The following is a 13,933-nucleotide window of genomic DNA, read 5'->3' on the forward strand; positions in this document are numbered from 1 at the left end:
CAGACAAAGGGACAACAGGTACCGGAGCAGTCTTACGGTTATGGGAAAAGGCGGCGACACCTTTCTGGATGCGGCAATAAACCGGCGCATGCTGCAGCGCTGGGCGATGTCGGCCCGCGCGGCCGGCACGGCCAGACTGAGCGTTCTGAGCCGTCAGAGTGATCGCGCCCGTGCGTTACGCGCCCACCTTGATCAGCTGATCCACACCGCCGACGAGCGACTTGCGTTGGCAGACACCGGAGACGGTGTTTTCCCCCGCCCGCACAATGCCGACTGGGCCTGGCGTCCGGAGCTATGGCGCGGAGCGCTGCGGGTGAAAGGGGTCTCATCGGTGCAGAGCAAAACAAAGCTCGGGTCCGAGCTCACTCTGTTCCACGACTGCCCTTTTGCCGAGATGACATTGCGTCAGGTACGCAACCAGGGCGATGCCGGTCTGGCGCCCTGTGGTCTGGGCCTGGATGTTTTCCGTTTTGGGGGCTCCTTCCTGTCTCTTGTGCTGGATCTGCCCCCCGAAGGTCTGCGGGGCCTGTCGCGCAATCATGTTCTGGCCGTATCCGCGACAACCGAAATGGAACGTCCCCTGGAGATTTTCGTCCGGCTGAACATCCGGCACGGGCCGAATACAGAGCAGCTTGTCCGCGAATTGCCTTCCGGAACCAGCGGTGGCATCGCCGAATTTGATCTGGCCGGCATCAGTATGAACGAAAAGCGGGTTGAGAAAGTCTGGGTGGATCTGATTTTCGAGGAGCCCGGGATGAACGAAGTCATTCTGCGGGATCTGACCATAACCCGCCGACCGCGCGCGCAGATGTAGGAGAGCAACCGATGTCACAGCTGGTCCTCACCCGGACGGGTATGAAAAGCGGTGTCTGGCAGGGTATCGTCAGCGGGGCCGCTGAGATGCCACGCATCGTTGTGACCCACGTGAACCGTGTGGTCGGGGATGTCACGCTGATCGCGGCTAAAGACCCCGGTGACTGGCTGCTGCAGGTGCCCGTCCCGCGCGAAGCCATCTCAGACGGTGTTCAGACCGTTCTGATAACGGATGCCGCGACGGATACCGAACTGGGCAGTTTTACCATGATCGCAGGAGAGGCCATCGGTGACGATCTGCGGGCCGAAATCAGCCTGCTGCGCGCCGAGCTGGACATGCTGAAGCGCGCCTTCCGACGTCACTGCCGCGATACAGAGAACTGAAACTGAAAACCCCGCCGGCGATGCGACGGGGTTTCCTGTTTCCGGCGGTCAGCGCACCGGAGATATCAGTTCTGCGAACCAATCGCTGACAGACCTTTGAGAATATCGATGGCATAGGCCAGCTGATAGTCCTCCTCGCGCAGGGCTGCGGCTGCTTCGGCCTTGGCACGGTCTGCTTCGATCTGTTCAATTTCATCTTCCGACAGGCTGTCGTTATTGAGACTGCCGCGAAGATCTGCCTCAGACCGGGACGGGCGGTTACTTTCCTCTCCGTCTTCGGCATCCGGACTGCGGCGGGGCTGTTCGACAACAATGTCCGGTGAGACGCCCAGCGCCTGGATCGAACGGCCGGACGGTGTGTAATACCGCGCAGTTGTCAGGCGCATTGCACCGTCACTGCGCAGCGGCATTACCGTCTGAACCGAGCCTTTGCCAAAACTTTTGGTGCCTACGACAATCGCGCGCCGGTGATCCTGCAGGGCACCAGCCACAATTTCAGAGGCCGAAGCGGAGCCGCCGTTGATCAGTACGACGATCGGCTTGCCCTCGGCGAGATCACCGGGTGTTGCGTTAAAGCGCTCACCGTCCTGTACCTCGCGTCCGCGTGTCGAGACGATTTCCCCTTTTTCCAGGAAAGCATCGGAAACCCGGATCGCCTGGGTCAGCAGTCCGCCCGGGTTGTTGCGCAGATCCACAACAATGCCGTTGATGGCATCCATTCCGCCGGCTTCTTCGATCTGTTCTTTCAGGCCCGACTCGAGGTTGGCATAGGTCTGATCGTTGAAGGTCGTCACGCGCAGTACAACTGTCTCGCCCTCGGTCCGGGTCCGTACAGCGGTAAGCTTGATGGTGTCGCGGATGATCGAAACGTCGAATGGTTCGGCTTCACCTTCGCGAACGACAGTGATGATGATTTCCGATCCGACCGGGCCACGCATCATGGTCACGGCCTCGTCCAGAGACAGACCAAGAACCGATTCGCCGTCAACGTGGGTAATATAGTCGCCCGCTTCCATACCGGCCTCATCAGCAGGCGTTCCGTCGATGGGCGACACGACTTTGACAAAACCCTCTTCCTGTGTGACCTCAATGCCCAGTCCGCCGAATTCGCCGCGGGTCTGTACACGCATCTGTGCCGCGTCATCGGGGCTGAGATAGCTGGAGTGCGGGTCCAGAGATGTGAGCATCCCGTCAATGGCTGCCTCTATCAGGTCGCCGGGATCCACTTCCTCAACATACTGAGCGCGGATCCGCTCGAATATATCGCCAAACAGATCAAGCTGTTCGTAGACGCTGCCGGAACGCTGTGACTCCTGTGCCAGCAGCGGGCCTGCGATCTGCGTTGTCGCCAGCACCCCTGCGAGCGTGCCGCCCAGTGCAGCCATGGCAAACTTCTTCATACCGGTTATCCATCCTTATCGGTTCGGAACCAGAGGCTCGGGTCCTCGGGTGTGTTATCCTGTCTTACCTCTATATAGAGCGTTTCTGACGCTTGTGCGCCAGTCACATCACCATCTGTTGAAACTTCTGTTCCCGCTGTTGCCCGTGCACCGCCCATCAGCCCCAGCGGATCGCCTGCGGCGACCACCTCTCCGGCCGCGCCATAAAGCGTGCCAAGGCCCGCAAGAATAAACAGAACATCTGATTGCGGCTCTATGATGACCACATTTCCGAAATCAAGAAGAGGCCCGGCGTACCGCACAGTTGCGGCCACCGGTGCTGTCACGACTGCCCGCGCCGGTGTCGCCACAATGATCCCCGGGCGTACGACACCCGCGGCATCCGGTTCGCCCGCAGCGCGCAGGATCGAACCGCCTGCTGGCAATGGCAACGTACCCTTGTCCACGTCCAGGCTCAGGGGCGCATCATCACTTTCGTCAACCGAAATCCGCTCCAGCCCCCGGGCGAAACTGTCCAGAGTGTCCGCCGAGGCAATAAGAATCGCCTCGCGCACCGGGTCATTGGTGAACCTGCGGGGCAGATCCTGCCGGTCGGCAATCGCCTGACTCAGCCGCGCGCGGGCCTCCTGCAGGTCCGTCAGCCCTTCACGCAGGCGCAGTTCGGCATCAGACTGCAGGCTCTGCAACCGCTGAAGCTCGCTGAAGTCTTCGCGCAGTGACAGCGCCCGGGCGTTAAGTTCCGGCACAAGTCCCGAAAGTACCATGCCCGCGCGTACGCTGCCTGCAGGTCCTTCGGGATGCAGCATAAGGACCGGCGACGGACCCGCAGAAACGCCCCGCAGAGTCACCAGAAGTGCGGCAATCTCGCTGTCCCTGCGTCGCAGATCATCTGCCAGCGCCTGTTCGCGCGTGGTCGCGGACCGTAATCCTGTGCGTACAGCGGCCAGGCCGTCCTCAAAGGCACGGATTGTTTCTGTCAGCGCGCGCACCCTGTCACGGCCTGATCCGGCATCATCCAATGCGCCCCTCGCAGCCTCCAGGCGCGCCATCGCCTCGCGCGCGTCCGAAACGGCATCGGCGGCTGCGGCACCCGGCAACAGCCAGGCCACAAGAGCAAAGATCCTTACGACAGCAGACATGTGCCGGTCATTTCCTGCGGTTTTCCGATCTGCATAAGATGCAGGATCGTCGGTGCCAGATCGGCCAGCCGACCGTCTGCCAGACGGGCATTCTCAGGTGCACCAACGACGACAACCGGTACAGGGTTCAGCGTATGTGCTGTATGTGGCCCGCCTGTTTCGGGATCAGTCATGACGTCACAGTTGCCGTGATCGGCACAGACAATCATCGCACCACCACTGGCCTCCAGGGCTTCCAGTGCCCGGCCCAGTCCATGGTCAACAGCCTCGCAGGCGCGCATCGCAGCCTGCAGGTCACCTGTATGCCCGACCATATCCGGGTTCGCATAGTTCACGACAATCAGGTCGTACCTCTCGTTAATCGCAGCAACGAGGGCGTCTGTGACTTCGGCGGCCGACATCTCCGGCTGCAGGTCATAGGTCGCGACATCGGGTGATTTCGGCATCCGGCGCTCCTCGCCGTCGAACGAAACTTCCTCACCACCGTTCAGAAAAAAGGTCACATGCGGATACTTCTCGGTCTCGGCCAGACGAAACTGCCGCAGCCCTTTCTGCGCGACCCAGTCGCCGAGGGTGTTTACGATTTCCGGCTTTGGGTACATCACAGACATGTACTCCGAATGCGCCTCCGAATACTGAGCCATGCCCATCAGAGCAGCCCAGTCCACGCGCGCGCCCCGGTCAAATCCGTCGAACTCCGGCGCGCCGATGGCTGCCATGATCTCGCGCGCCCGATCCGCCCGGAAGTTGAGACAGAACACGCCGTCGCCATCCTGCGCACCGGCGTAGTCTGCGATCACAGTGGGCACAATGAATTCATCATTCTCGCCACGCGCATGTGCGGCCTGAACGGCCTCTGAAGCCGTGGCCGCATGCGCACCGTCCCCCCGGATTATGGCTGCATATGCTTTTTCCACGCGGTCCCAGCGGTTGTCACGGTCCATGGCGAAATACCGGCCTGTGACTGTTGCAATCCGGGCGCTGGCAGGCAGCGCAGCCTCCAGCGTTGCAACAAATTCAGGGGCCGAGGTTGGTGCAACATCCCGTCCGTCGGTCAGCGCATGGATAACCACAGGCAAACCTGCGTCGCTCAGCGCATGCGCCGCTGCGATCATATGGCTGATGTGGCCATGCACGCCACCATCCGACAACACACCCATAAGATGCGCCGTCCCGCCGGTGGTCTTCAGCGCCGCGATATAGTCTCTGAGCCTGGCATTTTCTGCAAAACTGCCCTCTTCTATCGCCAGATCGATCTGGCCCAGATCCATCGCAACCACCCGGCCCGCACCGATATTCGTGTGCCCGACCTCGGAATTGCCCATCTGACCGCGCGGCAGACCGACATCCGGCCCATAGGTCACCAGTGTCGCAGCGGGACAGGTCGCCATCAGACGATCCATGTTTGGCGTGTTGGCAAGCAGAGGCGCGTTTCCCTCGCGCCGGTCACTGATCCCCCACCCATCCAGAATGCATAAAACAACGGGTTTTGGTGCGCTCATCTGCCCGGCTCCTTCGTGGTCTGGCCACCTTGTAGCGGCTCGTGTGCACAGGGTGAACCTCTTTCACCATGTCTGGCATCTTCTGGCCGGGAATATCCCGGTTCATGGCCCGTCAGGCGATGTCTGCCCCGCCAGGAGAGGCGCTGGAAACCCCGTCCACCGCAGGGGTCAGTATCTCCCGCAGCAAGGCCAGCGGATGCGCCCTGAGCGTCAGCCGCATGGAAACGTAATCCTCCACCACCTCCTCGCCCAGGGTCATTTCCGGCAGCAGGGCGGCTGGCTCATCAATGGCCTCCCCCTCAATATCTCCGGCAAAGAGCGGCAGCGGCGCGCCCGGCACCAGTGCTCTGGCCTCCCAGAGTGCATCGCGCCGGGACATATTCAGACCGGCAAAAACATCCGCCTCCGCCAGACGCGCAACCATCGCCGGATGCAGCCCGGCGCGCCGCCAGACATCGCGGACAGAGCGGTAGCCGTTGCCCCGGGCCGCCGTCAGCCAGCTGGCATCCTCCTCGCTCAGCCCTTTGATCTGGCGGAACCCCAGACGCAGTGCCAGCCCGCCCTGGCCGTCAGCCTCCATCGTGTTGTCCCAGAAACTGGCATTCACACAGACCGGGCGCACCTCGACCCCGTGCTCGCGCGCATCCCGCACGATCTGCGCCGGTGCATAAAACCCCATCGGCTGGGAATTCAGCAATGCACAGGCAAAAATCCCCGGATGATGGCACTTGATCCAGGCCGAGGCATAGACCAGCAGGGCAAAACTCGCGGCATGGCTTTCGGGAAACCCATAAGAGCCGAATCCCTCGATCTGTGAAAAGCAGCGCTCGGCGAAGTCCTGTTCATAGCCTTTACGTTTCATACCCCGCAGGAACAGTGTGCGGAATTCACTGACATTCCCGTGCTTTTTGAACGTGGCCAGAGAGCGGCGCAGCCGGTCTGCCTGATCAGGGGTAAATCCCGCGCCCACGATGGCGATCTGCATTGCCTGCTCCTGAAAAAGCGGCACGCCCAGCGTCTTGCCCAGCACCTCGCCCAGCTCATCCGAGGGGAAGCTGACTTCCTCCTCTCCGTTCCGCCGGCGGATATAGGGATGCACCATATCGCCCTGAATGGGACCCGGGCGGATGATCGCCACCTCGATCACCAGGTCGTAGAAATTGCGCGGCTTCATGCGCGGCAGAAAGTTCATCTGCGCGCGGCTCTCGACCTGAAAAACACCGATGCTGTCGGCCTGGCAGAGCATGTCATAGACCACAGGGTCCTCAGGCGGCAGCGTGGCCAGGGTATGGCTCGCCCTGTGATGCATCTTCAGCAGATCAAAGGCCTTGCGGATACAGGTCAGCATTCCAAGGCTCAGCACATCCACCTTCAGAATGCCCAGCGTTTCGATATCATCCTTGTCCCAGCAGATGACTGTGCGGCCCTCCATCGTGGCGTTCTCAATGGGCACCAGCTCGTCCAGACGGCCCTCGGTCACGACAAAGCCACCCACATGCTGCGACAGGTGCCGGGGGAAGCCGTTGATCTCATAGACCAGCGCCAGTGTCTGCTGCAGCCGCCTGTCACCGGCATCAAGACCGATCTCGGCCATGCGTTCCGCCTCGATGCCCCTGGTCGAGAAAAAACCCCAGAGCTGCGAGGAGAGCGCCGAAATCGTATCTTCTGTCAGCCCCATGGCGCGGCCCACTTCGCGGATCGCCCGCTTCCCACGATAATGCACCACCGTCGCACAAAGACCCGCACGGTGACGGCCGTAACGTTCATAGATGTGCTGGATCACCTCTTCCCGGCGCTCATGCTCGAAATCCACGTCGATGTCGGGGGGCTCATCCCGCGCCTCAGAGACGAAACGCTCGAACACCATTGTGCCGATCTCGGGGCTGACCGACGTGATCCCCATGCAGTAACAGACCACCGAATTGGCCGCCGACCCGCGCCCCTGGCACAGGATATCCCGGCTGCGGGCAAAGGCCACGATGTCGCGCACTGTCAGGAAATAGGGCTCGTATTTCAGTTTAGCGATCAGGGTGAGCTCATGCTCCAGCAACCTGTGCACCTTTTCCGGGGCGCCGGACGGGTAGCGCCAGTCCAGCCCCTCATACGCCAGCCGGCGCAGCCGTTCAGTGGGTGTTTCTGTCTCTGTCCCTTCGAGCGGATACTCATAGCGCAGCTCATCCAGCGAGAAATCCAGTCTCTGTGACAGGGCATATGCGCGATCAACCGCGTCCCCGAACCCCTTAAAGAGGCGCCGCACCTCGATCTCTGAGCGCAGGCGCGCCTCACCGTTGGGCAGGGCGTCGCGACCCAGATCATCCACCCGGCGGCCCAGGCGGATGGCCGTAACCACATCTGCCAGCTTGCGGCGCGCACCGTGATGCATAAGCGGCGCGGCACTGGCGAGCGTCGGCAGACCCAGATGGCTGGCCTCTGCCGTCAGCGCGGCAAAACGTTCCGCATCGCGTCCGTCATAGACAGGGTGCAGACCGATGTGCAGCTTTCCGGCAAAGCGGCGCGTCAATGCCTGCGCAGTCTGCACCCATCCGCCCGCGCCGCGCTGTATCCATTGCGCCTCTGGCCAGAGAATGAGCTGCAGGGCCTCTCCCCGCTCCAGCAGATCGCTGAGCTGAAGCTCGCAGGAGCCCTTTCTGGTACGCAAACGTCCGACAGAGAGAATCCGGCAGAGGCTGCCCCAGCCTGCACGGCTTTCAGGCAGCACCGTTACCGGGCAGGCATCCGTAAACACAAGCCGTGCTGCAGGAATAAGCCGGGGGCGGATGTAAAGCGCCGGGCTGACGGCTGTACCGGGTGGCGCGGGCGGACCGCTCGGACCATGGACCGTATCCCAGTCCTGACGCTCCTGCACCTGACGGGCAATCTCGCGGGCCCGGGCATGCGCCCGCACGATCCCCGCCACTGAATTTTCGTCTGCAATCGCCAGCGCCTCCATCCCAAGCGCGGCGGCACGGAAGACATATTCCTCCGGATGGGAAGCCCCTTTGAGGAACGAGAAATTCGACGTGATGCTGAGCTCGGTAAACATGGCAGGCCCTCTTTATATTCACCTTTTGTTCTCATTTGGAGTCCTTTTGTGATTGCGCAAAATCCGGGTCGCTTGAGCACCGGAAACGGCCCATACCTGTTTCAGAAGAAGGGAGCAGAATATGCACAGATTCACCGCGATAGAGACTGAAATTGTCCGGAAATGGCAGGAAGGCAGACCGGATGACAACGGTCAGACGCCGGAGCGTGCTGTCTCGGATGGACAGGGAAACCCCTGCCGGCACTGCCTGCGCCAGATACCGGAAGGTCAGGAAATGCTGATTCTCGGGCACCGCCCCTTTGAGACGCTCCAGCCCTACGCCGAAACGGGACCCGTCTTTGTCTGCGCCACCCCCTGCACGCGCGCAGAACCAGAGGAAACTCCCGAGATCCTGCAATCGTCACCGGACTATCTGATCAAGGGCTACTCCGCAGACGAGCGCATCGTCTACGGCACCGGCGAAATTACCCCAACTTCCCGGATTACCGACAAGATCCAGAGCGTATTTGCTGACCCGAAGGTGGCTTTCATCCACATCCGCTCTGCCCGCAACAACTGCTATCAGCTGCGCATCGACAGATCCTGACGCCGGAAAGCAGCAGACAGGCTTGCCCCCCGCACGCGCTTTGGTCATAACGGGCCCAAGCGATCCCGAGGAAAAACCGATGACCCTGCAAGCGCCCGAAACCAAGATTGTCGACAGCTACCGCATCGCCTGTGACGGCGGCGAGGGCGCACTGGGGCATCCGCGTGTCTGGCTGCAGATCCCTAAAGACACCGGTTGGGTTGAATGCGGATACTGCGACTGCAAATACATACACCGGGACCACCAGGACAAAGCCTGAGACGCGCCCGGACCTGTCAGCCCGGGGCCACTGAACCCTATCGACTGATTTTGCGGTCTGCAGCAGCTTTGACGCAGGAAATCATCGCGTCAGTCTGCTTTTTGTCTGCCAGAACGTAAGCAAGATACTGATGGCCGGCCCAGAACCTGACCCGTTCGCCCGACTGTATACGACCCTTCCCCACTGCCGTTCCTGAACTGCGGTGAAAATACGTGTAAGTGGCCCTGCCTGACTTTCCGTCCTCACAGGCAAACTTTGCTTTGCCTGCACCCGCAAAACCGCGCCACCATTCGCCCACGCACAGCGTCCCGTTTTCGGTCTGCGCGACAACAGGTCCACTTTCCCGGCCTGTGGTGTATCCGTGGAAAAACCCCTGTCCGTCCTCGAAACAGCCAACAAAGGGAACGCAGAAGTCATTCGACAGCGTGCAGGTTTCCGCAGCTGCAGAAGTGCAAAGAAGTCCGGCAAGAAGGCTCGTCATTACGGTGCGGGTCATGTAGAAAATCATCAACGCAGAAAAAGGGTGTTCAGGATGAGTGGTAGCGGCTTTGGCAAAGGGTGTCATCTGCATCTTATCGACGGATCGGCATTCATTTTCCGTGCCTATCACGCGCTGCCCCCGCTGACCCGCAAGTCGGACGGGCTGCCCATCGGTGCAGTCTCGGGCTTCTGCAACATGCTGCACCGTTATGTTGAGGGAAACACCGGACCCGACGCACCTACCCATGTAGCTGTGATCTTTGACAAGGGCAGCCATACATTCCGCAACGAGCTGTATGACCAGTACAAAGCCAACCGCGAGGCCATGCCCGAGGACCTGCGCCCGCAGATCCCGCTTACCCGGCGCGCGACCGAGGCCTTCAACATCGCCTGCAAGGAAAAAGAGGGTTTCGAGGCCGACGACATCATCGCGACCCTGGCCGTGCAGGCCCGCGCTGCCGGTGGGCGCTGCACCATCATCAGTTCCGACAAGGACCTGATGCAGCTGGTGGGCGACGGTGTCGAAATGCTGGATGCGATGAAAAACAAACGCATCGACCGCGAGGGTGTATTCGAGAAATTCGGCGTCTATCCTGACCGTGTGGTCGACGTCCAGGCGCTGGCGGGCGATTCCGTCGACAACGTGCCGGGCGCGCCTGGAATCGGGGTGAAAACCGCCGCCCTGCTGATCAACGAATACGGTGATCTGGATGCGCTGCTGGAGCGCGCCGGCGAGATCAAACAGCCCAAACGACGCCAGACCCTGATAGAGCACGCCGAGCAGATCCGTCTGTCGCGCCAGCTGGTGCTGCTGGACGAGAACACGCCGCTGGACTTTACCCTCGACGATCTGGAGGTGCGGGACCCGGACCCGGGGGCCCTGATGCCTTTCCTGGCCGAAATGGAGTTTCGCACGCTGACAAAGCGGATCGCGGACCAGCTGGGAGTTGAGCCGCCCACTATCGAAGACACGCCCGCCAACGCTCCCGACACGCCGCAGATCGAGGACGTGCCCTTTGACCGCGCGGGCTATGAAATGGTTGGTGATGCCGCGGCGTTGCAGTCCTGGATCGATGACATTTACGAACACGGATATGTTGCAGTTGATACAGAGACCACGGGCCTCGACGAAATGCGCGCCGATCTGGTGGGTATCTCGCTCTGCGTGCGCCCCGGACGCGCCTGCTACATCCCGCTGATCCACAAGGCGCATCGTGGCGACGACCTTTTTGGCTCGGACGAGCTGGCAGAGGGCCAGATGGCGGTTCAGGACGCGCTGAACATGCTCAAACCTGTGCTTGAGGACCCGTCGATCCTCAAAATCGGGCAGAACATGAAATACGACGCCAAAATCCTGGCCCGCAACGGCGTCGAAGCAGCCCCGATCGAGGACACTATGCTGATGTCCTATGCGATGCATGCAGGGCTGCACGGGCATGGCATGGACACGCTCTCTGAGCGGTATCTGAACCATACGCCAATTCCCATAAAACCTCTGTTAGGTTCTGGAAAATCGGCAATCACCTTTGACAAGGTCCCGATTGAAGACGCCGTACCCTATGCGGCCGAAGACGCGGATATCACTCTGCGCCTCTGGCAGCATTTCAAACCGATGCTGCACCGCGCACAGGTGACACGGGTCTACGAATCCATGGAGAGACCTCTGGTGCCGGTGCTGGCTGGCATGGAACGCTCGGGCATCAAGGTGGACCGCAATACGCTGTCGCAGATGTCCAATGCCTTCAGCCAGAAAATGGCAGGCCTGGAGGATGAGATCTACGAACTGGCGGGGCGCAAATTCAACGTCGGCTCACCAAAACAACTTGGCGAGATCCTGTTTGACGAAATGGGGATCGAGGGCGGCAAAAAGGGTAAAACAGGTGCCTATGCCACCGGGGCGGACGTGCTCGAAGACCTCGCCACTATGCACGAACTGCCCGCACGTGTGCTGGACTGGCGGCAGCTTTCCAAACTGAAATCGACCTATACGGATGCGCTGCAGGATCACATCAACGCAGACACTGGCCGGGTGCATACATCCTATTCCATCGCCGGCGCATCGACCGGCAGGCTGGCGTCAACAGACCCTAACCTGCAGAATATCCCGATCCGTACCGAAGAAGGCCGACGCATCCGCGAGGCTTTTGTCGCCGAAGAAGGCAAGACCCTCGTCGCGCTGGATTACAGCCAGATCGAGCTGCGTATCCTCGCCCATATCGCTGATATCCCCGCGCTGAAACAGGCCTTTGCCGATGGGCAGGACATACATGCGATGACTGCATCCGAGATGTTCGACGTGCCGATGGACGAGATGACGCCTGACGTCCGCCGCCGCGCCAAGGCGATCAACTTTGGTGTGATCTACGGCATCTCCGGCTTTGGGCTTGCACGCAACCTGCGCATCCCGCGCTCAGAGGCGCAGGGCTTTATCGACCGCTACTTTGAACGCTTCCCCGGCATCCGCACCTATATGGACGACACCAGGGCCTTTGCGAAGGAACATGGGTATGTTGAAACGCTTTTTGGCCGTCGCATCCACACGCCCGAGATTTCCGCCAAAGGCCCCCGCGCCGGATTTGCCCAGCGCGCCGCGATCAACGCGCCCATTCAGGGCACGGCGGCTGATGTGATCCGCAGGGCAATGATCCGCATGCCTCCGGCCATCGAGAATCTGCCGGCAGTGATGCTGCTGCAGGTGCACGATGAACTGTTGTTCGAAGTGGATCAGGGTGCGGAAGACGATCTTATCACAGCAGCGCGCGACATCATGGAAAACGCTGCAGACCCGGTCGTGAAACTGGACGTGAAACTGACGGTAGATGCGGGAACGGGCGCGAACTGGGCCGTCGCCCACTAGATCAGACAGCAGTCAGTGCGTTCAACCCGGTCAGATCCGGGGCAGACTGGCCCGACAGCGCCCAGGCAGCGATAATCCAGCCACCATAGCCTGCAGCCCGGAGGGCCGCGCCGAGTGCTGTCGCTTCTTCCCCCGGATCGTGCGGAACAGAGACTGTTTTCACCAGATCACCATAGCTGGCAACAGCAATTTCAGCAGCCGACGGCCCGGCCGGCAGATCCAGCGCGAGGCCGATCTGCGGGTGAGCGACTTCACGCAGGACATCTGCCGCGATCTCTGTACTGCACAGAAACGCGCCGGGGTCGGCCTCATAGCCTATGGTCAGCGTGATGTGCCCGGGCAGATCGGTGGCCACGGCGCGCAGGTTTTCCACCAGTGTTGACCGCGCCTTGTCACCCTCGGCAACGCCGCCCAGTACATGCAGGCCGCTGACCCGCAGTTCATGTGCGTACCGCAGGGCCCGGCGCATGTCGTACCGGAACCGCTGCGCACTGTCGGGGACGGCGGCGAAACCGCGATCACCGCCGGTGTAGTTCGGCGGCGGCACCATAATCTGCATCAGATCCACGCCGGCGCGCAGCAAAGCCAGCCGGGTTTCCCGCGCCGGCATTTCATAGGGGAACGCGACGGCAACTGCGGTCACTCCGGCGGCTGCAGCAGTCTCGACACGGTCCGGAAATGGCAGATCAGCCCAGAGCCGGTCCAGATTTGCCGCAATCTGCATGATCACCCCCGTTTTGTGATTTAGCTCAGATTAGAGAGTGTTCTGCCGGCACCCAAGCGCACCGGTCTTACAACATGACTTCCGCAGACGGACAGTGACCAGGTTGCAACGCCAGTCCGGGGTTCAGGGCAGTTCAGCGCTGGGAATGATGCGGAAAAACACACCGCCTGACCAGACACCGAACCAGTCGTCGTGATGCACTCCAAGATCTACCAGACGATAAAAACTTTTCCGGTCGATCAGCGCCTCGAGTTCCGCGCGCACGAGAACATAGGGCGAGGGTTCGCCGGTTTCCGGATCGCGCACCACGCGGATCGGGTTTTGCGGACCCGCACTGACTTTGTCGCCAACCTGCGTCTCGAAACGCAGAACCTGCGCGTTTTCAATACCCGTTCCCTCAAAATCCACGGCCAAAAAGGGAGCGTCATCCACCGTGATCCCGACTTTCTCCACCGGTGTGACAAGAAAATATTTACCATCTTCCTTTTTAAGAATCGATGAGAACAGCTTTACCAGTCCAGGCCGTCCGATGGGCGTTCCCTGGTAGAACCACGTGCCATCGCGGGCAATCCGCATGTCCAGATCACCGCAAAACGGCGGATTCCACAGATGTACAGGCGGTAACCCGCGTGTTTTTACGGCAGTAACCGATGCGGCAAGGCTTTCCGCCGAAGGAGTCACGGTTTTTTGTCCACTCATAGCTTTTGCCATTTCCCTTCACCGCGATAGAGTTACATCAGACATAT

At 60.8% G+C, this 13,933-nt stretch carries 12 protein-coding genes; 5 read left to right on the forward strand and 7 right to left on the reverse strand.

Going from position 1 to position 13,933, the window contains the following annotated elements:
• The first annotated feature begins 40 nt into the window (after positions 1-40).
• The gene (locus Q0792_RS11760; protein ID WP_298840497.1) at positions 41-814 is read left to right on the forward strand and encodes a DUF6478 family protein; all 774 of its coding nucleotides are present in this window, start codon (positions 41-43) and stop codon (positions 812-814) included.
• An 11-nt stretch (positions 815-825) separates the two neighbouring features.
• Complete coding sequence (locus tag Q0792_RS11765; RefSeq protein WP_298840500.1) at positions 826-1,197, forward strand: hypothetical protein; 372 nt, start codon at positions 826-828, stop codon at positions 1,195-1,197.
• Between the two features lie 65 nt (positions 1,198-1,262).
• Here the strand turns inward: Q0792_RS11765 and Q0792_RS11770 are convergent, their stop codons facing one another.
• The 4 genes from Q0792_RS11770 to Q0792_RS11785 form a co-directional block, all read right to left on the reverse strand.
• Positions 1,263-2,597, reverse strand: a complete 1,335-nt coding sequence (locus Q0792_RS11770) for a S41 family peptidase (RefSeq protein ID WP_298840503.1) — start codon at positions 2,595-2,597, stop codon at positions 1,263-1,265.
• A 5-nt stretch (positions 2,598-2,602) separates the two neighbouring features.
• A complete protein-coding gene (locus tag Q0792_RS11775) occupies positions 2,603-3,736 on the reverse strand; it encodes a peptidoglycan DD-metalloendopeptidase family protein (protein ID WP_298840506.1) in 1,134 nt (377 codons plus the stop codon).
• Positions 3,721-5,238 carry a 2,3-bisphosphoglycerate-independent phosphoglycerate mutase gene (gene gpmI / locus Q0792_RS11780; RefSeq protein ID WP_298840509.1) on the reverse strand — a complete coding sequence of 506 codons (1,518 nt, stop codon included), beginning with the start codon at positions 5,236-5,238 and terminating at the stop codon, positions 3,721-3,723. Before gpmI ends, Q0792_RS11775 begins: the two co-directional genes overlap by 16 nt.
• A 112-nt stretch (positions 5,239-5,350) precedes the next feature.
• Entirely contained in the window at positions 5,351-8,281 is a 2,931-nt protein-coding gene (locus tag Q0792_RS11785; RefSeq protein ID WP_298840512.1) for an error-prone DNA polymerase, read from the reverse strand.
• A gap of 121 nt (positions 8,282-8,402) precedes the next feature.
• Here Q0792_RS11785 and Q0792_RS11790 point away from each other — a divergent pair, with 121 nt between their 5' ends.
• Both Q0792_RS11790 and Q0792_RS11795 read left to right on the forward strand, forming a co-directional pair.
• Complete coding sequence (locus Q0792_RS11790; protein WP_298840515.1) at positions 8,403-8,867, forward strand: DUF1203 domain-containing protein; 465 nt, start codon at positions 8,403-8,405, stop codon at positions 8,865-8,867.
• 79 nt (positions 8,868-8,946) lie between these two features.
• Complete coding sequence (locus Q0792_RS11795; protein WP_298840518.1) at positions 8,947-9,126, forward strand: zinc-finger domain-containing protein; 180 nt, start codon at positions 8,947-8,949, stop codon at positions 9,124-9,126.
• A gap of 37 nt (positions 9,127-9,163) precedes the next feature.
• Here Q0792_RS11795 and Q0792_RS11800 read toward each other — a convergent pair whose 3' ends face one another.
• Complete coding sequence (locus Q0792_RS11800) at positions 9,164-9,622, reverse strand: hypothetical protein (protein ID WP_298840521.1); 459 nt, start codon at positions 9,620-9,622, stop codon at positions 9,164-9,166.
• Between the two features lie 36 nt (positions 9,623-9,658).
• Here Q0792_RS11800 and polA point away from each other — a divergent pair, with 36 nt between their 5' ends.
• Positions 9,659-12,463, forward strand: coding sequence for a DNA polymerase I (polA, locus tag Q0792_RS11805; RefSeq protein WP_298840523.1), 2,805 nt, complete (start codon positions 9,659-9,661; stop codon positions 12,461-12,463).
• A 1-nt stretch (position 12,464) separates the two neighbouring features.
• On the opposite strand, the gene Q0792_RS11810 is transcribed toward polA, so the two are convergent.
• Entirely contained in the window at positions 12,465-13,187 is a 723-nt protein-coding gene (locus Q0792_RS11810) for a TIM barrel protein (protein ID WP_298840526.1), read from the reverse strand.
• 123 nt (positions 13,188-13,310) lie between these two features.
• Positions 13,311-13,886 carry a DUF1285 domain-containing protein gene (locus tag Q0792_RS11815; protein WP_298840529.1) on the reverse strand — a complete coding sequence of 192 codons (576 nt, stop codon included), beginning with the start codon at positions 13,884-13,886 and terminating at the stop codon, positions 13,311-13,313.
• Positions 13,887-13,933: the final 47 nt, after the last annotated feature.

Source organism: uncultured Roseobacter sp. (assembly GCF_947495025.1).
Classification (GTDB): domain Bacteria; phylum Pseudomonadota; class Alphaproteobacteria; order Rhodobacterales; family Rhodobacteraceae; genus Roseobacter.